This is a genomic window from Flagellimonas rhodophyticola (genome assembly GCF_049332665.1).
GTDB lineage: Bacteria > Bacteroidota > Bacteroidia > Flavobacteriales > Flavobacteriaceae > Flagellimonas.
Map to the genome: position 1 here is coordinate 2,069,036 of NZ_CP186326.1, position 18,767 is coordinate 2,087,802.

Sequence of the window (18,767 nt, forward strand, 5' to 3'; positions counted from 1 at the left end):
TTTTTTTATAGAATCTTTTTAATTACCCTTAGTTTATGGGTGTATAACTTTTCTTCAGTATTAAAAATACCAGTGTGGTCTATTCGATCTATACGAACATGGCCATTGACATGAATAATATAGTTGTCTTCTAGAATAATTCCGACGTGATCGATAATTCCCTCATTGTTATCAAAAAAAGCCAAATCGCCAGGTTCGCTCTCTTCGATAAAACTTAAAGCCTCTCCTTGTTTAGACTGGGATTCAGCATCTCGCTTTAACTCATATCCATTAATCTTATAGACCATTTGGGTAAACCCTGAACAATCTATTCCAAATGGAGTCTTTCCACCTTTTTGGAAAGGTGCTTTGATGTATAATAGGGCAATAGCAGCTAAATGCTCTTTTTGTAATTGTTGGTCAATGGAACCTCCCTCAAAGGTATGCCCCAATAGGCTTGCCGAAGAAATCATCGAACCCAATAAAACAGGAAGTAACATTTTATCTTCAGTGCAAATATGGGAGATTATATCCGAAGCAATTTTTGAAGTGGTTTGTGAGTTCAAGTGCTCAAAATCCTCTTCGCTTATTAAAGTAATTTGATTGTTCGACACCCAACCCTCGCAACCATCATAAGCTACCCGAACTCTGCTCCATTTCTTTCGTTGCTCTAAAACTTTAAAATGTTCGCCATAGAGCAGTTGAGATACCATTTCCATGGTATCATCTGGAGATATTCGAATGGGAACAATGCTTAAATGGCAAACTCCGTATTGCATCTGTGGCCCCTAATGTAGATTAGTTTCTTTCAAGGACAATTGCTGATGCCCCACCACCTCCATTACAAATTGCGGCTGCACCCAATTTACCATTGTTCTGTGCAAGTACATTTAGCAGCGTTATGGTAATACGTGCTCCAGAACACCCCAAAGGATGTCCGAGGGAAACCGCTCCACCATTCACATTTACATTGGAATCATTAAGCCCTAAAAGTTTCATATTAGCTAGACCAACGACTGAAAATGCCTCATTGAACTCAAAAAAATCAATAGCATCAATAGAAACACCAGCTCTATCCAATGCTTTAGGTAATGCTTTTGCAGGTGCCGTGGTAAACCATTTAGGCTCATGGGCCGCATCTGCATACCCTTTTATTGTAGCTAAGGGAGTTAGGTTTAATTCTGCAGCTTTTTCCTCGCTCATAAGTACAACAGCCGCAGCACCATCATTAATTGTGGATGCATTCGCAGCCGTAACCGTGCCCTCTTTGGTAAAAGCGGCACGTAAAGCTGGAATCTTTTCCATTTTCACATTCTTATATTCTTCATCTTCGCTAACGATAATTGGCTCACCTCTTCGCTGAGGAACTTCTACAGGAATGACTTCATCAGCAAATTTTCCCTCTTTCCATGCAGCCGCAGACCTTTCATAGGATTGAATGGCAAAAGCATCTTGGTCTTCTCTACTAAAATTATGTTCAACAGCACAGGCATCTGCACAAACTCCCATAGCGTTTTGGTCATAAACATCAACCAACCCATCCTTTTGCATACCATCCACTAATGTAGAAGGACCAAACTTATGTCCATTACGCATGTGCACATAATGTGGAATAAGACTCATGTTTTCCATTCCACCGGCAACTACAATCGAATTCTCCCCCAGGGCTATGGATTGGGCTGCTTGCATAATTGACTTCATTCCAGAAGCACATACTTTATTAATTGTGGTGCAAGGAACAGAATCGGGAATACCAGCATAAATTGCTGCCTGTCTAGCTGGTGCTTGACCGGTACCGGCCTGCACAACATTTCCCATTAAAACTTCCTCAACCTGCTCAGGCTTTAAACCGATTTTATCCAGAGCTCCTTTGATAGCCACTGCTCCCAATTTTGGTGCAGGAATACTGGACAAAGCGCCCATAAAACTTCCTATTGGAGTCCTTACGGCAGAAACGATAACTACTTTATTCATCAATGCATTTTTACTGGTGCGAAAATACTAAAATTAAATGCAATGCTTGTGTGTTTAATACCTGCCATACTTGTTATTTATATTTTCTATTTTTGAAACATTAGCGCATCGCATGGGAAAAACTTTAGATAATGTTTACAAGCATCAATCACTTGCCTACAAGTATTTCCTTTATGTAGTAACAGTCGCGTTAATTGTATTTTTCTTTCCAAAAGGAGGTAAGTTTAAGTATGAGTTCCAAAAAGGGAAACCTTGGCAGTATGAGAACTTATACGCCCCTATTGATTTTTCAATAAAAAAAACCGAAGAGGAAATAGCAGAGGAGCAGCAATCAATTCGTGAGAACAAGGTAGATTACTACTCATTTGATGAAAGTGTACCAGCCAAGGTAAAACAACGTTTAGAGCAAGAACTCAAAGGTTTTTCTACTGCCAATAGTTTTTCTGTTTCACAAAACGAAGTACTATTAAATACGGGACTTGGTATTGTGGATAGCATATATACCCTAGGAGTGTTCAAAGAATTGCCGGCGGCAAGTTCAGTTTTGGTGATTAAAAACAACGAGGCAAGACTTTTGGGCATAAATAGTTATCACAATTTGGGTCGTGCTGAAGACCTTGTTTCAAAAATCTTAGGTAACCGGAACAATGAGATTGCTGCTATTCTTGGCAATGTAATACCCAAGACTCTGGAGACGAATCTTATATATAATAAAGCCCTTACTGAAAGAGCTCTGGAGGATGAATTGGGGAAAATTTCCTTTACACGAGGTGAAGTGCCTGAAGGAAGTCTAATCATTGCAAGGGGCGAAGTTGTAGAAGCGGAAAATTTTAAAATACTTAACTCCTTAAAGGAAGAATTCGAATCCGAACTCTGGCGGGGTACCAATTATTACTTTATCATTTTGGGGTATACCATTTTGGTTGCCTTGGTTTTAATAATGCTATTTCTTTTCTTAAAGCGTTATAGAAAAAATATCTTCCAGAATAACAATAAGGTCACCTTCATTTTTGTAAACATAGTTTTGATGGTTCTGGCTACTACACTAATGGTCAAAAACAATGAAAACTACGTTTATGTTGTTCCCTTGTGTATTCTTCCATTAGTTCTGAAAAACTTCTTCGATGCCAGGTTAGGTTTGTTTGTCCATGTATTGACGGTGTTGATTTTAGGTTTTGTGGTGCCTAATAGTTTTGAGTATATCTTTTTACAGATAATAGCAGGTATAGTTACTATTTTAACTGCTTCCGAACTGTATAAAAGAGCAAATCTCTTCATATCGGTTGGTCAGATTACCCTAATATACATTGTTGGATATTTTGCTTTTCATGCCATTCACGAAGGTAATTTGGACAATATTGAGTGGGTTTTATTCGGAGTGTTCGTGTTGAACGGACTTTTGACCCTCTTCGCACAGCCTTTGATCTATATTTATGAGAAGATTTTTGGATTGATATCCGATGTTTCGCTTTTAGAATTATCCGATACCAATTCCAAGCTTTTAAAAGAGTTGTCGGATAAAGCTCCTGGGACATTCCATCATTCCCTGCAAGTAGCAAATTTAGCAGAAGCAGCAGCTAATGAAATTAACGCAAATGCCATGTTGGTGAGGGTAGGGGCTCTGTATCATGATATTGGTAAAATGAGCAACCCAACCTTCTTTACCGAAAATCAGATTACCAGCGTGAACCCTCATGATGATCTTCCACCTAGAGAAAGTGCTAAGATTATTATTGATCATGTGATTCAGGGTATTGAAATTGCGAGGAAAAATAATTTACCTGATCGTATTATTGATTTTTTACGTACGCATCACGGCACAACATTGGTTTTCTATTTTTTCAAACGACAACAAGAAATGGAAGGAGAGGCCGATGAAAAGAATTTTAGGTATCCTGGGCCAATCCCATTCTCAAAAGAAACTGCAATATTGATGATGGCAGACGCAGTGGAGGCAGCCTCCAAGAGTTTAAAGAATCCAACATATACCATTATTGACCAGTTTGTGGAAAAAATTGTAAGTGGTCAGATGCAAGCCAATCAATTTTTAAATGCCAATATTACCCTTAAAGAAATTGAAAAAGTTAAAAAAATACTGAAGCAAAAATTGACCAATATCTACCACCTTCGGGTGGAGTACCCAGAATGACATTGAGTTATCAATTTTCCTTTCAAAAAAATCCAAAAATAGTTGCGTTCTTACAGATGAAAAGGTACATTTGCATCCGCATTTTCAAAATGTACGTTCATAATAAAATGTTAGGAGAGGTGCCGGAGTGGTAACGGAGCAGATTGCTAATCTGTCGACGCGTAAGTGTCGCATGGGTTCGAGTCCCATTCTCTCCGCAATTTTTCTTATAGACTAAATAGATAATCATTCGGGGTGTAGCGTAGCCCGGTTATCGCGCCGCGTTTGGGACGCGGAGGTCGCAGGTTCGAATCCTGCCACCCCGACGAAAGCCGAATCCTTACGATTCGGCTTTTTAATTTAGATTATTATGGTCGCATAGCTCAGCTGGATAGAGCATCTGCCTTCTAAGCAGACGGTCGCAGGTTCGAATCCTGCTGCGATCACACTTCCACTTTCCAAACCTCAGTTTTACTGGGGTTTTTTATTTGCAAACACCTGAAGATTATATTTTTTTAAGGCGATAAATTACTCAATCCACTATCGAGAATCTGGAGCTTTAAACTCAATACTGTGTACGAATTAAGGAATTCACACGACTTTAGCTCCCTTCTTTGAGCACTGATCTTTTCCTCATGTTATTTTAGCTAAAATCACGTGTCATGAAAAGATTAATTCAACTCTTACTGGTGATAGGTATCATTTGTTGGTCTTGTGAACACAAGTTGACGAATCGAACTTCCAATTCAGAAGTGCAAAATTTAAATCAGTTGACAACAGAATTAGGGGACCAACACAGCCCTAAATTCTCAAATGACGGCAGGTATATTGCTTATATCTCGACAGAATATGGCAAAGAGGATATTGTAATTTACGATTTCCAGGAAAAGAAAAAAGTGGCGGTAACAGATTCGGTTAACAAATACGATGACATCGAATGGTCACCCGACAGCAGATTTCTTTCTTTTACATCATACTTTAATGGGGTCCCGAGTGTCAGATTATTTAAATTATTTGATAAAAAGATTGTAACCATCAGTGATGAAAAACAAAAAGCTTCTGGGGCCAAGTGGTCACCTGACAATAATACTCTTGTTATGGATTTTGACCATGATGGGGACTTGTGGTTATTTGATCTAGTATCCAAGGAATTCAAACAATTAACGGATATGGAAGGAAATGAAACGAACTTTGGCTTTTCACCCAATGGAACATACATTGGGTTTTATTCCAGAGGGTCCGACTTTCCGCACCTGCAAGCAATCAATTTAAAAACAGGAGAAATAACACCATTGGTAAGCGATGAATCTGGATTTGAATGGCACCCAAGATGGTCCCGCACAAAATTCGAAGTATACTTTTATAGCACATGGAACGGTGAAATGACTGATGTTTGGATTACGGACGGGTCTGAAACAGGACTGGTGAGGGTAACCGATCGCGAAATTGAAGAATTTGGTCCTGCCATGAACTATAATGATAGCCTAATTGCCTATTTTTCTTGGGATAAATCGAATGAAATAAAGATTTATGACCGAGAATCAAAATCAGAAAAAAGTCTATTTCTCAAGGATGAAGTAATTGTGGAATGGAATCCTTTGAATTGGTCCCCTAATGATAATAGATTGGCATTTGTCGGTAAGAAAGAAAAGGACCGTTTGTATTCCGTTTCCTTGAAAGATACTTCAATTCAAATGGTGATGCCAGACCGTTCTAACAATTATGAAATGGACGCCCAGATTGATGCTAAGGGGGAATACATTCTATTCAATGATCAACATAACATCGTAGTTAGAAACATTCAAACTGGTGAGGACATCATTATCCCTCCGCAAGAAGAACATTATCTTGATATCAACCCTACATGGGTGCCAAATTCCAATGGTCAAATAGCTTTTATTCAAATTAGTGGTGGAGCTTCGGATACGAACAATATTTGGATTATGGAAAAGGACGGTTCAAATAGACGGACTATTACCACAATCGGTGGAATCAAAAATTATTGTTGGATTGATGCAGACCATCTCGTTTTTGCCTACGATGTAAACACCAGCTATAAGTTTTATGACATTTGGACTCACGAGATAAGTTCGAGTATTACAAAACCTTTGGTTGGGGATGACAATGCTACCTTGTTTCCATCAAGCGTTTCGTCCGATGGAAAGACTGTATTCTTTTTTGGCGATTTTGAAGGCACACAGAAATTGTATAAAATATCTGCAAGCGGAGGGGAATATCAAGAAATAACCAATTCCACCGGAGGGGGAGAGTGGCCGATAATCTCACCCGACGGAAGAAACATAGTATTTTCATCTAATTTAAACGATGAAAATTCATATGATTTATATGTGATTCCTGTAGAAGGAAAAGAAGCTAGACGACTCACCAAAACACCTGAGAAGGAATATGGGATAACTTGGTCAGCTGATAGCGAAAAAGTTATATTTTCAGCCAACAAGGGTAATCTGGACATCTATACGGTTGATGTAAATCAGCGTCTTTCAGAATTCCACTTTTCAAAAAACCAATAACCGAAGAATATTATCAAATTAACAATAAATAACATCTTCGAATTCAGGGTCTCCACGCATAGCCAATTTTAAGAAATAGGGTTTGATTGATTTGTCTTAATGAAATATCCTCAAATGGCTCGTTGCTTGTAAAACCATTGTGGTTGTCTACATATCCTAAAAATATTACAGATTGCGGGTTTAACTTATACGATAATAAAAGTTGTGCAAATACCGATTTATCCAAACGGTTGATTTCACTATCTATAAACAGGTCAGGGTTGCGAATTGTATGCCTATACTGCATAATTATTCTAAAAAATAATCTTGGATTAAAGTTATAAGCTGCTTGAATTTGTGATAGATTGGCCGCAAATATGTTTTCACCTGAAAGATGTAGTTTTAGTAATCGATGATTAAAAGTCATATCTATGTGTTTTCCGATGCGGATATCAGATTCAAGTCGAAATTGAAACTTGTCAGCTTTTCGGGTGTTTTCAAAATCAACCGCGCCTCCAAAATTTATCCAACCATTTATACCAAGATTTCCTAATGGTTGAATATCGAAGCCGGTCCATAAATTGATGAGTTTAAACGTTTCTCCATTTGACTGTTGCCAAATTATATCTGGATTTATCCAATAATTTAATTGCAAAGGGCCGTTGAAATAAGCGCTGGTCCATATACCCTCTAGATCAAGAATACTTCTGGTAGATTCTCTTCTAAAGCCCCCAACATTCCAGCCAATATTGCTATACCAACCTCCCTCTTGGGCCCAAAACCTCCTTTCAATATATGCTCGATACTGTCTATAATCTACCTGAGGGACAAATCCTGCATCAGCTCGAAAACCTTTAGACCTATTTTCATAGATAAAAACTGTCTCCCAATTGCGCGTTTCAAAGGTGGCTTGAAAGTTTATCGACTTCCCGCTTAAACGGGAATCTGAGATTCCATTTGCTGCCACCAAAAGACTGTCATATTGCGTTTCGGTGTATGCATATTGCGCTCTCAATGTCAAGGGCTTCCATGGTCTGCTAAAGAAGTCAACACTCCCCAATCTATTAAAATATTCCTCGGTTTCCCTATTGGTGAACAATAGCCCTACATTTGTTTTCTTGCCGATATCCCTTCGGTACCGCCCAATGATATTTGTTACCTGCTGGTCAGTAGATGAGGTCTCTGAGCTTTGAAAGCCTGGTAGAACAAGATTGTTAATGCGGTCTCTTGCAACGAGAATTCCTAAAGCATTTTTGTTGATTTTACCGGTTATTTTCACTCCGTATAGTGGATCGGTAATTGTTCGACTAAAAAATACTTGCAAGGGGGTATTAAAAAAATCGGCACCCTCTAGAAAAAAAGGGCGTTTTTCAGGAAATTGGAGTGTAAACCGGTTGTTAACATCCAATTGGGCATCATCTGCCTCCACTTGAGAAAAATCAGGGTTTAAAGCAAGATTTAAAGTTAGATCCGTTGTAATGCCCCATCTGGCATCAAGCCCTATGTTATTATCTACTTTACCTTTCTCCAAGGGCTTTTCTGAGTCATTTTTTCTTTCATCAAATCTACTGACCGTTAGTGTTGGAACAAATTCCAGATTCGTTCCAGGCTTTATTCCTTGAAGTCCACTAAGTAAATTTGCTTGACAAAGCTGACAATTATCGCCTTGATCAATGGGCATGGAATGAAATGACTTGAGCAAACTTCTTGGGTAAGATCGAACACCAAAGAATCTCCAAGTTTGAATATTATCTGTACCTGGAAAGCGTAAGGATTTAAAAGGAATTGCACCTTCTACAATATATCCATTAGCTGTAACCCTACCAGAAGATTTCCAAATGGCGTCCCAGCTTAGATCCCCATCTTCAGATTGCTCTTCAAAGAGTCCATCTTGTTGTATTCCCAAAGGATTAGTTGTAAAGAAAAATGCACGTCTAGAATCATTAAAAGGATCCAAAAATAACGAGACCGTATCATTGTCATCTAGTTTATCCCTATCGTTCAATACAGCACGTATATTTTCTGGGTTGGGGTCTTTGGCTTCAAAGGAGAAGTAAAAATAATTCTTGTCGTAAGCCAATCTAAGGATAGTTGTCACTTCGGCTTTGTTATTATTTCCGGGATGAGTTTCGTAACCTAGAAGTAAGGTGTCAGCTTGGGTCCAGAATGCCTCGTTCAAGTATGCATCGATTCTAACTTCTTGATCTTTAATTTCTTTGATTTGATATGCTGCTTTTTCTTGAATTTGTCCCAAAGCAAATATTGGGAATGAAGCCAACAGAGTAAATAAACGGACCATAGTTTTGAAAAGTGATTGATGAATTTCAAAACAATATATGAGTAGTTGGTATCGAAAGGTTTATGCTACTGGGACACTTTGTACGATGACATCTATCCGGACGTTTTGCCTTGCTTACTGGATTAATAGGCCAGGCTGATCTTAATTTTTAGAAATAACAATATTGTTGCTATTTGGATACTAAAGGTTAGCTTAATCATTTAGGGTCTGGTACAGAACTAAAGGGATTTGTTCGAATCTTTCTAAGTGGACATTCTTGAGTTGTGCAGCCTTTTCAACTTACGTATTACCTTAGACTGGTGTAAATCTAAATACCATTAATTACTCGTGAAATTTCTTATAATTACAATTCTGGTTTTAGTAAAAGAGATTAATTTTTTTAATCTCACCAGTGGAAATATCCAAAGTGTGAAGTCCTTTTGAACCATTGTTATACCATCCAAAGATTAGTTGATCTCCCGAAGGGTGCCATTTGGCATGGAGCTCTTGCCCTGGTAAATCAGTAATTCTCCGAAGTTGATTTCCCTCCGTATTAATGATATACAGATTATAGTCCCCTGCATCGCTCAATTCCGGATCATCTCGATTTGAATGGAATACTATTTTGTCCTCGTCTGGGGAATATTCAGGAAACCAATTGATGGCCTTTACTGAGGTCAATTGTCGAATGTTTGAACCGTCTAGATTCATGATATAAATATCATAATAGTTCTCATGATCAAAGTCAGATGTAAAAATAATCTCATTTCTATTATTCATTCTAGGATACCAATTCTGTCCGTCTGGGTTATATAGCTGTTTAACATTAGACCCATCTAAATCTATCATCATCATTTTAACTTTGCCTGCTTCGGGGATTGAATTAAAAATAATATGATTTCCATCAGGGGACCAATGGGGTTCTACATTATAACCACTCAAATCTGTAAGTTGGTTCAAATTTTTGCCATTAGCATCCATTACAAAGATCTGGGCACCATCATTGATGTCCGCATGAAAGGCTATCTTTTTGCCATTGGGTGACCAGACTGGACCTTTTTTTATTTGTGCTTTTGGAAAATGGGTTAACCGTTCTACGTTTTCACCGTTTATATCCGCAGAATAAATTTCCCTGGCCCCTTTAGACTCATCTTTTATGTAAACAAAAACTATTTTACTACCGTCAGGGGAAATATCTGGTCTGCTAATATGCCCTACAAGTTCTGTTTTATTGGCTTGGCAAGCAGCCATTAGCGCTGCTACAGCAATAAACACTACTTTTTTCATAAACTTCCCTTTTTGATTGATTTTCTTTTCTCGATTTATATTAGCAGCAATCACCGTTGGAATTTTTTAAAATTAAATTCATAAATCACGGTGCTATCTTATCATTCTTAAATTAGTTTTTAAGTCAATACTGATTATTTAGCCACTATTTCAGAATCGCTGGCAACACGTAATCATAGAGCAACGAAATAGGTCGGATTTCGTCTGAATACGAGGCGGAGCTGTCGTTAGTGAAAACAACTATCATATCATAATTTGGAATCACAAAAATAAACTGACCCCAATGCCCGTAAGCCATATAAATTTCGGGTGATTCACTGGATTTACTCTTTTTATCCATGTTCATCAACCACCACATATATCCATAACTGATTTTGGAAATACCAGCAATATTTTCCGTATCAGGCACGTGCCTTTGCGTTGCTTTTTCTACCCACCACTCTGGTAATATTTGTTTTCCGTTCCATCGTCCGTTTCTTAGATACAGATATCCAATTTTTGCCAAATCGGTTGGTTTAAGAAAAAGGCCACCACCGGTATGTGGTATTCCCTTGTGACTCCATCTCCATTTTGCATCTTCAATATGCAGAGGGTCAAAAAGATACCGCAGAGCAAAATCTTGTGTCGACATCCCTGTTACGTTTTTTAAAAGCCCTCCCATTAATATCGCTATGCCACTATTGTAGTACCATACTTTACCTGGCTGAGTTTCCATTGTATAATCCAGCACATATTTCATTCTATCTCCTTGATATCGATTCAAAGGATCTAGATGACGTTCTCCCGTCCATGCCTGTCCTGTTCGCATGGTTAGTGCATGTTCCAAGGTCATAGCTTTCTTTCGGGCATCCAGGTGGTCAATTTGCTTGTATTCTGGAAAAAAAGAGATCACCTTTTGATCAAGATTGGAAATAAACCCATTCTGGATAGCCGCCCCGACCAAGGTAGATGTAATACTCTTGGTAACTGATTGCAAAGTATGTGGTGTACCGTTATAACTTCCAAAGGTTTCATTAACGACTAAATAACCGTTTTTCACAATCAAAAAAGAGCTTATGGGTTTTTGGACTTTCCCAGTCTTTAATTGCGCCACAAACTCCTCTATCCTGTTCTGGTCCATATTATGATCCTTTGGACTGGCAATACGCCAATCGGATTTGGGAAAATAATCCGAAGCTTGTGCGAATAGACAATGAAGACCTAAAAACAAAAATGTAGGAATAAATAGCAGCAGTTGATAAAAAATTCTTTTCCAGTATTTCATAGATGGTTTGAGTAATTCCGCAGGCAAATAAAGTTAGAGATTACTGTTCAATCCGAGGCCATTCGGTTTCATAAATCCACCTCATTTCATGTGCTGATAGAAGTATTCGTACATTTTGAAAGCAACTGAAAATACCAAGAAAGGATCATCCATTAAATTTAATGTCCATAATAGGTAAGTCGTTTTTCCCTCAATTTGTCTTATTCTTTTCTGTAACGGTTCATACTTTGCTTGGGCAAGAGAACCCTACCAAAGATGATCTTCAAAAACTGATTGTAGAGTGTGATATAGAGCCTTTATACCTAGAAGGGAATCTTGATAAGATTAAAGAAGGTTCTCATGAAGAATTCCGAATGAATGTGCTCTACAAAGGAACTTTTTATACTAGGACGCGATCAGAATGGCTAGAAGATACTAAAAGTGTTCGCAAAAGAAACCTTCCTTTAAAGTCGACCACATGGGAATTTGCGCAGATAGATTACGAGGGCCATACTGCAGTGGTAAAGTTGATTCTTTATGAAGAGGAGGAGTTAAAATATGTTGACTACCTCACTTTGTATAAATTTGAAACGGGCTGGCGAGTGATTACCAAACAATTTTCGATGAATTGAAGGATTGATTTTTCGATCCTTGCTGATGTATCGATGAATTAAAAACTATTCCCACTTGATATTAGTTTTTCTTCTCCTTTCATGTCAACTACAAAAAGAGCCGGCAACCCCTCTTGAGTTCCTTCAGTAACATCACGTGTAAAGGCGATGTGCTTGTTGTCTGGAGACCAATTTGGATAGAAAGCTTGATAACCACTTTTACTAACTAATTTATGACTTTCCCCGCCCTCTGATGGCATGACATGGACTTCGAAAATCCCATTTACAACTTTTATATAACAAATCTGCTTGCCATCTGAAGACCAACTTTGATGGAATTCTCCTTCAGGACTATTGGTTAGCCGCATTAATTTACCGCTCCCTATGGTAAGGGTATAGAGTTCTGCTTCGGCCTCTTCACTTATCTGATGTCTAAAAAGAATTTTAGAACCATCTGGCGACCAACGGGGAGTACTCTCCAATGCCTCGGTGTGGGTGAGCTGTTTTAGGTTTGAACCATCATTATCCATTATATAAAGTTCTTGGTTGCCAGTTCTGTTACTACTAAATACGATATGTTTCCCGTTTGGAGAATAATCGCCATCTTCACTGTTATGGTCACTTTCGGTAAGTTTTTCCAATTGCTCACCCTGTTTATTGAAACGGTATATTTCATGATGTCCATCACGTACGGATGTGAAAATTATATGTTTTCCATCAGGTGACCAGCGAGGAGCGAAATCCCGTTCAGGGTGCCCTTCAAGAATCTTGAAATTAGTACCATCAATGTTTACCGTATAGATATCTTCGATGGTATGAATATAGAAAAAGGCGATTTTATTACCATCTGGTGACCAAACTTGCCCGAATCCAAATTGGAATCCAAGCCAGAACATTAATAAGAACATTGAAATACGCATATGCATGGGTTAAATTGAAATTTATAATTTAAAAACCGTCAAGTTTTCACATGAAGCGTTTGCTGACTTGTCTAGAAAAAGCATCATAAAATTATTCCTAACAAGCACCTTTAGCGGTCTAGGTCCGGAGTCATTTTGTATGAATTCTTCCAAACGTACATTTCTTTCCATTAAAAGAAGCTTTTAACCTAGATGTCAACTTAGTTGTGGATAATTAACAGGAACTTTAGAACTCTATTTGGTATTTTTATAATCATTGGTCCAATAAGGAATGAAACTAATATGAAACTGTTTTTTGTTTGTTTTATGATTACGCTTTTAGGGGCGTATGGCTTTCAAAAAGAAGACGTGAGTGCCGAAAAGACAGTTGTTTATAGATGTCCTCCTTGCGGCTGTGACCATGATGGACTATTATTTCATGAAGAAGGTTTGTGTCCTAGATGTAGCATGCAGTTGGTGGAAAGTCCGATTGGATTTAGCAAAAAGATAGATGAGGAACTTTCACCTTTTTTGGAAACGGGTATGCTAGGTCAGGTTTATACCAAGTTGATATATCCGGTATTTGCAATTGGTATTTTGTTATCTCTTTTCTTCTTGATCAGCAGTGTACGCAGGAGGTCTTTGAATGTATTTCTTGCCAGTGTTATTTTGATTCTATCCCTTTATGGTTTTAAGAATCAGTTATACGGTGTAAACTATGGTTTGACCAATTCTTACAAAAGCTTATTTACTCCCATTTCATTCATTTTAATGTTGGGCCCTCTGGTTTTTTTCTATATAAAAAGTTTAACTGTGAACTCTTTTAAATGGAACAAATACTACTGGCTTCATTTTTTGCCTGGCGGAGTAATGTTCCTATATTATACAATACTGTTGCTAGCACCTGAAGCTACCAAGCAACTATTTATGTTTTCTCCTTTTGAGGTTCGATTATCCCATTTCGAACAATTTCTTTCAGTTTTCCTGGGCTTAATCTATGTGTTTCAAGCTTATCGTTGTTTTAAACAATGGAAGACTGAGAACGTAATCAAAAATATCAAATTAACCACATGGATATTCCGTTTCCTATCTGGATTAACAATGTTGTTTCTGTCTTGGGCCGTCATTATCTTTTTAAATTTTTGGATATATGATTTTGGAGTGGCCACGGTTTCTTATAACCCGCTATGGCTGATTTTCGGAATGGTCCTATTATGGCTGGGAATTGAAATTTTTTCTAATTCAAAATTCTTTTTACTCCATAAAAAAATTAACCGGTTCAATGGAAATCACTCAATGACAACTGAGGTTCTTTCGCATTTGAAAAATGAACTCCATTCTTTAATGGAGGATCAGAAGTTATATACAGATGTCAATCTGAGTCTAGACACTTTGGCAAATGCGTTAGAGTTGAATCCAAAACAACTGAGTATGGTTCTCAATAACGTTTTGGGTAAAAATTTTTATGACTTTGTTAATCACTATAGGGTAAAAGAAGTTAAGGAAAGATTGAAAGACCTAAGTAGTAGAAATCTAACTATTGAGGCAATCGCTAATCAGGCCGGTTTCAAATCGAAGTCAAGTTTCAATGCAGCGTTTAAAAAACAAGTACATATGACCCCAAGAGAGTTTATGAGACAGGAACGAAATACTTCATGATGTCATTTTCCTATTTGAGCCGCATTTTCACTTGTAATTTGGGCTCGATATGTGGTGGGCAGTATATGGCCAGAATATGATATTCTACAAGCTAGGAAAAATGGTATAATCCTTTTGTTGTCCATTCGGCAAATTTTCCTTGGTGATAATCTCAATAGGAGATAAAATATCGGGTTGAAGTGGTGTATTGTATAACAAGAATTTCGAAAGACCGCTAACTGATTGGTACCCCTGTTGAAACGGTTTTTGTGAGATTAGAAAGGTGATTTTACCATCTGCCAGTGCATTCGAATTGTGCTCGGTAATATCAAAACCAATTAAATAGGGAATTTTATTTCCGAAATCCTCGATGTGCTTGGCAATAATGTGTGCTCTACTATTAGGCACAAAGATTCCTTTAATTTCATTGCCTTCCTGTGGTAGCGAAGTAATTTTATCTCGGAACTTTTTGGCATCCCAAAAATCCTCTATCTCAATTTTGTGGTTGGTATTTTTCAGTTTTAGCGCTTTGAAATAATGTTCAAAACCTTTAATCCGTTTTGATATATTATTGACGTTGGAAAGGTTCGATCTTGAGTGAACCGTAAGGATGTCGTCATTCTCGTTTAGACAGAGCTGCATCAGCTTAGCTGCCAGGTAGCCACTTTTGAATGAATCTTGTCCAACAAAACAAAGATTGTCATGACCCTCCAAGGCAATATTTAAAAAAATGAACGGAATCTCTTTTTCCAACAATATCTGGGTAAGTTCCTTAGTCTCTTTTTTAAAAGTGGGAACGAGAACAACACCTTGAGGATTGGTTTTCAAAAGAAGACCGAACGAGTCCACATAGGATTTTGGGCTTTTTTGGTCAAAAGCGAATGTTTTAACATCAATTCCAAAACTCATAGCCTCTTCTCCAGCCTTATGAATGCCTTCAAGTGGTGATTTCCAAAATTGATTCTCTTCATCATAGCCCGGAAGCATAACGGCGATGGTAAACTTCTTTTTTAAAGCCAACGATTGAGCGATTCGGTTAACTTTAAAATCATGCTCCTTTAAAATTTCCCGTATCCGTTGTGCTGTTTTCTCAGAAACACCGGGTCTGTTATGTATCACTCTGTCTACCGTTCCAGGGGACACATTGGCAAGTTTTGCTATTTCCTTAATCGTTATCATGCGTTGAACAAAGTTGTTAATATACAACCTTCAGTGATTTTCCAGGCCTAAGATTTGTATTATGTGAGATGAATTTATATTTTTAACGTGTGCGCACACGAAAATAACTAAAAATACGTAATACGAGGTTTTGAAAACCATGTTCAACTTAAAAAATAAGGTAGCCGTGATAACAGGAGGAACTGGGGTTTTGGGAAGCGAAGCAGCCCAGAGCCTAGCCCTTTCAGGTGTTAAGTTGGCGCTACTCACAACGAATAAACAGAACGGTACTGAGCTGGTAAGTTCTATTCGCAATAGCGGGGGTGAAGTAGTATTGTTGGAAGGAAATGTATTGTCAAAATCATCAATGGAAGCTGTTCGTGATGTTGTTCTGGAAAAATTTGGAAGACTTGATATCCTTCTTAATGTTGCAGGAGGAAATTTACCCGGCGCTACCATACAACCGAATCAAACCATCTTTGATATAGAATTAGATGATTTCAACCAGGTTACGGAATTGAACCTGAACGGAACGGTAATTCCCTCTTTGGTATTCGGAAAAGTGATGGCCGACCAAGGCTCTGGAACGATCATAAACTATTCTTCTATGGCTGTACCACGCGTACTTACTCGAATTGCGGGGTATTCTGCATCCAAGGCTGCCATGGAAAATTTCACAAAATGGATGGCTGTGGAAATGGCCACAAAGTTTAATGATGGCATAAGGGTAAATGCAATCGCTCCTGGTTTCTTTATCGGAAATCAAAACAGAAGCCTACTGCTGAATGAAGATGGAACATACACTGAACGTGGGGCTGACATCATTAGAAACACACCCATGGGCAGATTTGGGGAACCGGATGAGCTTAACGGCGCTTTACATTTTCTGTGCAGTGATGCATCAAAATTTGTTACGGGAGCTGTAATTCCTATTGATGGAGGGTTCAACATTTTTAGTGGGGTATGAAAGAGTTAAGAATGAAACAAACGTGGAGATGGTATGGTCCAGATGACCCCATATCGCTTCAAGATGTTAAACAAACTGGAGCCACAGGCATAGTTACCGCATTGCACCATATCACTAATGGAGAGGTTTGGCCAATTTTTGAAATCAGAAAGCGGAAGGAAATTATAGAATCGCAAGGATTGGAATGGACGGTTGTTGAATCCGTACCTGTCCATGAAGATATTAAAACCCAAAAAGGAAACTTTCAGCAATTCATTGAAAACTATAAGGATAGCATTAGAAATTTGGCAAGTTGTGGAATAAAAATAGTCTGTTACAATTTTATGCCCGTTTTGGATTGGACACGCACTTCACTGGATTATGAAATGCCGGATGGATCTAAGGCCTTGCTTTTTGAAAAGGACGTTTTTACTGCGTTTGATTTATTTGTATTGAAGAGATCTGAAGCGGAAAAGGAATATTCTATAGAGGAACAAGCAGATGCAAAATCCGCATTTGATGTGATGAGTGACAAAGATATTGCCAAGCTGACCCAAAACATTTTAGCTGGACTGCCCGGGGCAGAAGAGGGGTACTCTTTGGAAAACTTTCAAGCCGTTTTGGACACCTATGAGGGAATCTCAAAATCAAAATTACAGGAGCATTTGGTTTATTTCCTCTCAGAAATCGTTCCTGTTGCCGAAGAAGTCGATGTACTTCTTTGTGCCCATCCGGATGACCCTCCTTTTTCGATTTTGGGATTGCCCAGAATTTTAAGCACGGAGGATGATTATCAATATCTGTTTGATAAGATTCCGTCGATACATAACGGTATAACTTTCTGCACAGGGTCTTTAGGAGTTCGGGAAGACAATAATTTGTCACAAATCTTTAAAAAATTTGCGTATCGTGTTCATTTTCTGCATTTTAGAAATACCAGGCGGACGAAAAAAGGAGATTTTTACGAAGCCGATCATTTGGATGGAGATTCGGATATGCATGAAATAATAAAATTGGTGCTTTTGGAACAGCAGAGACGCATGAATGAAGGTCGAAAAGACATTGAAATACCGATGAGACCTGATCACGGACACCAAATGATAGATGACCTTAAGAAAAAAACAAACCCCGGATATTCCTGTATTGGAAGATTAAGGGGGTTGGCGGAGCTTAGAGGATTGGAAATGGGTATAGCCAAATCTATATGGAACCAATAAAATTCAAAAAAACTATCGAACATGAAAAAGATGGATAAAAACAACCCTTTGGAATCTTTGGAGCATTGGGAAGATGATGTGCTAAAACGTTATCCTGACCCTGATACACCAAAAAAGGAAAAGGAAGAATTTAGGGATTATCAAAATTCAGATAGGGTAGATACCGTTCGGGAATTTTATAAGCTTAACCACCAGTATCAGAACTATGATTTTGTCTGCAAAAAGGAAAATGAGTTTTTGAAGTTTGATAAAAAAGAAATGTCACTTTGGGAAGCTGTCGACTTCCTTAACACTTTGATAGATGATAGCGATCCCGATATAGATCTGGACCAATTACAACACCTTTTGCAGACTAGTGAAGCTATTCGAGCTGATGGCCATCCGGATTGGTTTGTGTTGACCGGTTTCTTGCATGATGTAGGTAAGGTACTATGCCTGTTCGGAGAACCGCAGTGGGCCGTCGTCGGAGATACCTTCCCTGTTGGATGCGAGTTCTCAGATAAAATTGTATATCCAGAATTTTTCGAAACAAACATGGATTCTATCGATGATCGATATAACCATAAATATGGGATTTACGAAGAAAATTGTGGCTTGGATAATGTCAAAATGAGTTGGGGGCACGATGAATATCTCTATCAAATCATGAAAGACTATTTACCAGAACCTGCACTATATATGATTCGATACCATTCATTCTATGCACAGCATCGTGAAAACGCTTACGACCATCTTATGAGTGAACATGACCATAAAATGTTCGAGTGGGTGAAAAAATTCAATCCGTATGACCTGTATTCAAAGGCCCCTGTACCACCAGATGTTAACACTCTAAAACCATATTATGAAGATCTAGTGGCAAAGTATTTACCTGAAAAATTGAGATTCTAGCTTTTTAA

The 18,767-nt window shown here is 38.2% G+C and carries 14 protein-coding genes and 3 tRNA genes; 10 read left to right on the top strand and 7 right to left on the bottom strand.

All coding sequences use genetic code 11. From position 1 onward, the window contains the following. Window positions 1–5 precede the first annotated feature (5 nt). Both ACOKFG_RS09365 and ACOKFG_RS09370 read right to left on the bottom strand, forming a co-directional pair. Window positions 6–758 carry a C40 family peptidase gene (locus ACOKFG_RS09365; protein WP_298793658.1) on the bottom strand — a complete coding sequence of 251 codons (753 nt, stop codon included), beginning with the start codon at window positions 756–758 and terminating at the stop codon, window positions 6–8. 19 nt (window positions 759–777) lie between these two features. Further along, entirely contained in the window at window positions 778–1,953 is a 1,176-nt protein-coding gene (locus tag ACOKFG_RS09370; RefSeq protein WP_299172258.1) for an acetyl-CoA C-acyltransferase, read from the bottom strand. A gap of 112 nt (window positions 1,954–2,065) precedes the next feature. Between ACOKFG_RS09370 and ACOKFG_RS09375 the strand changes: the two genes are divergently transcribed. From ACOKFG_RS09375 to ACOKFG_RS09395, 5 genes are all read left to right on the top strand, one after another. After that, the gene (locus ACOKFG_RS09375; RefSeq protein WP_422861122.1) at window positions 2,066–4,102 is read left to right on the top strand and encodes an HD family phosphohydrolase; all 2,037 of its coding nucleotides are present in this window, start codon (window positions 2,066–2,068) and stop codon (window positions 4,100–4,102) included. A 113-nt stretch (window positions 4,103–4,215) separates the two neighbouring features. After that, window positions 4,216–4,299: transfer RNA gene (locus ACOKFG_RS09380), tRNA-Ser, on the top strand. A gap of 33 nt (window positions 4,300–4,332) precedes the next feature. Next, window positions 4,333–4,407: transfer RNA gene (locus tag ACOKFG_RS09385), tRNA-Pro, on the top strand. Window positions 4,408–4,453: 46 nt separating this feature from the next. After that, window positions 4,454–4,527: transfer RNA gene (locus ACOKFG_RS09390), tRNA-Arg, on the top strand. Window positions 4,528–4,743: 216 nt separating this feature from the next. Next, window positions 4,744–6,612, top strand: coding sequence for a hypothetical protein (locus ACOKFG_RS09395; protein WP_299484805.1), 1,869 nt, complete (start codon window positions 4,744–4,746; stop codon window positions 6,610–6,612). A gap of 43 nt (window positions 6,613–6,655) precedes the next feature. Here the strand turns inward: ACOKFG_RS09395 and ACOKFG_RS09400 are convergent, their stop codons facing one another. From ACOKFG_RS09400 to ACOKFG_RS09410, 3 genes are all read right to left on the bottom strand, one after another. After that, a complete protein-coding gene (locus ACOKFG_RS09400; RefSeq protein ID WP_422861123.1) occupies window positions 6,656–8,890 on the bottom strand; it encodes a DUF5916 domain-containing protein in 2,235 nt (744 codons plus the stop codon). A 357-nt stretch (window positions 8,891–9,247) separates the two neighbouring features. Further along, the gene (locus tag ACOKFG_RS09405; RefSeq protein ID WP_299484809.1) at window positions 9,248–10,156 is read right to left on the bottom strand and encodes a DPP IV N-terminal domain-containing protein; all 909 of its coding nucleotides are present in this window, start codon (window positions 10,154–10,156) and stop codon (window positions 9,248–9,250) included. Window positions 10,157–10,301: 145 nt separating this feature from the next. Then, on the bottom strand, window positions 10,302–11,420 hold the full coding sequence (locus ACOKFG_RS09410; RefSeq protein WP_299484811.1) for a serine hydrolase domain-containing protein: 1,119 nt from the start codon (window positions 11,418–11,420) through the stop codon (window positions 10,302–10,304). Window positions 11,421–11,581: 161 nt separating this feature from the next. Between ACOKFG_RS09410 and ACOKFG_RS09415 the strand changes: the two genes are divergently transcribed. Further along, entirely contained in the window at window positions 11,582–12,031 is a 450-nt protein-coding gene (locus tag ACOKFG_RS09415) for a nuclear transport factor 2 family protein (protein WP_299484813.1), read from the top strand. Window positions 12,032–12,069: 38 nt separating this feature from the next. Here ACOKFG_RS09415 and ACOKFG_RS09420 read toward each other — a convergent pair whose 3' ends face one another. Continuing rightward, window positions 12,070–12,930: a TolB family protein gene (locus ACOKFG_RS09420; protein ID WP_422861124.1), complete on the bottom strand. Its 861-nt coding sequence runs from the start codon at window positions 12,928–12,930 to the stop codon at window positions 12,070–12,072. Between the two features lie 282 nt (window positions 12,931–13,212). Here ACOKFG_RS09420 and ACOKFG_RS09425 point away from each other — a divergent pair, with 282 nt between their 5' ends. After that, the gene (locus tag ACOKFG_RS09425) at window positions 13,213–14,568 is read left to right on the top strand and encodes a helix-turn-helix domain-containing protein (protein ID WP_298793712.1); all 1,356 of its coding nucleotides are present in this window, start codon (window positions 13,213–13,215) and stop codon (window positions 14,566–14,568) included. Window positions 14,569–14,652: 84 nt separating this feature from the next. Here ACOKFG_RS09425 and ACOKFG_RS09430 read toward each other — a convergent pair whose 3' ends face one another. After that, window positions 14,653–15,726 (bottom strand): LacI family DNA-binding transcriptional regulator, encoded by a 1,074-nt coding sequence (locus ACOKFG_RS09430; RefSeq protein WP_298793713.1) that lies wholly within the window; start codon window positions 15,724–15,726, stop codon window positions 14,653–14,655. Between the two features lie 139 nt (window positions 15,727–15,865). Between ACOKFG_RS09430 and ACOKFG_RS09435 the strand changes: the two genes are divergently transcribed. The 3 genes from ACOKFG_RS09435 to ACOKFG_RS09445 are packed head-to-tail and all read left to right on the top strand — an operon-like array spanning window position 15,866 to window position 18,759. Continuing rightward, window positions 15,866–16,672 (top strand): SDR family oxidoreductase, encoded by an 807-nt coding sequence (locus tag ACOKFG_RS09435; protein ID WP_298793714.1) that lies wholly within the window; start codon window positions 15,866–15,868, stop codon window positions 16,670–16,672. An 11-nt stretch (window positions 16,673–16,683) separates the two neighbouring features. Further along, entirely contained in the window at window positions 16,684–17,868 is a 1,185-nt protein-coding gene (gene uxuA / locus ACOKFG_RS09440; protein ID WP_298793851.1) for a mannonate dehydratase, read from the top strand. Window positions 17,869–17,889: 21 nt separating this feature from the next. Further along, window positions 17,890–18,759 carry an inositol oxygenase family protein gene (locus ACOKFG_RS09445; protein ID WP_298793715.1) on the top strand — a complete coding sequence of 290 codons (870 nt, stop codon included), beginning with the start codon at window positions 17,890–17,892 and terminating at the stop codon, window positions 18,757–18,759. Window positions 18,760–18,767: the final 8 nt, after the last annotated feature.

Excerpts from the sequence above, each read along its gene's own strand:
- ACOKFG_RS09410 (WP_299484811.1), bottom strand. The coding sequence starts at position 11,420 with ATGAAATACTGGAAAAGAATTTTTTATCAACTGCTGCTATTTATTCCT.
- ACOKFG_RS09445 (WP_298793715.1), top strand. The coding sequence starts at position 17,890 with ATGAAAAAGATGGATAAAAACAACCCTTTGGAATCTTTGGAGCATTGG.
- ACOKFG_RS09405 (WP_299484809.1), bottom strand. The coding sequence starts at position 10,156 with ATGAAAAAAGTAGTGTTTATTGCTGTAGCAGCGCTAATGGCTGCTTGC.
- ACOKFG_RS09400 (WP_422861123.1), bottom strand. The coding sequence starts at position 8,890 with ATGGTCCGTTTATTTACTCTGTTGGCTTCATTCCCAATATTTGCTTTG.
- ACOKFG_RS09395 (WP_299484805.1), top strand. The coding sequence starts at position 4,744 with ATGAAAAGATTAATTCAACTCTTACTGGTGATAGGTATCATTTGTTGG.
- ACOKFG_RS09430 (WP_298793713.1), bottom strand. The coding sequence starts at position 15,726 with ATGATAACGATTAAGGAAATAGCAAAACTTGCCAATGTGTCCCCTGGA.
- uxuA (WP_298793851.1), top strand. The coding sequence starts at position 16,684 with ATGAAACAAACGTGGAGATGGTATGGTCCAGATGACCCCATATCGCTT.
- ACOKFG_RS09370 (WP_299172258.1), bottom strand. The coding sequence starts at position 1,953 with ATGAATAAAGTAGTTATCGTTTCTGCCGTAAGGACTCCAATAGGAAGT.
- ACOKFG_RS09365 (WP_298793658.1), bottom strand. The coding sequence starts at position 758 with ATGCAATACGGAGTTTGCCATTTAAGCATTGTTCCCATTCGAATATCT.
- ACOKFG_RS09435 (WP_298793714.1), top strand. The coding sequence starts at position 15,866 with ATGTTCAACTTAAAAAATAAGGTAGCCGTGATAACAGGAGGAACTGGG.
- ACOKFG_RS09375 (WP_422861122.1), top strand. The coding sequence starts at position 2,066 with ATGGGAAAAACTTTAGATAATGTTTACAAGCATCAATCACTTGCCTAC.
- ACOKFG_RS09415 (WP_299484813.1), top strand. The coding sequence starts at position 11,582 with ATGTCCATAATAGGTAAGTCGTTTTTCCCTCAATTTGTCTTATTCTTT.
- ACOKFG_RS09425 (WP_298793712.1), top strand. The coding sequence starts at position 13,213 with ATGAAACTGTTTTTTGTTTGTTTTATGATTACGCTTTTAGGGGCGTAT.
- ACOKFG_RS09420 (WP_422861124.1), bottom strand. The coding sequence starts at position 12,930 with ATGCGTATTTCAATGTTCTTATTAATGTTCTGGCTTGGATTCCAATTT.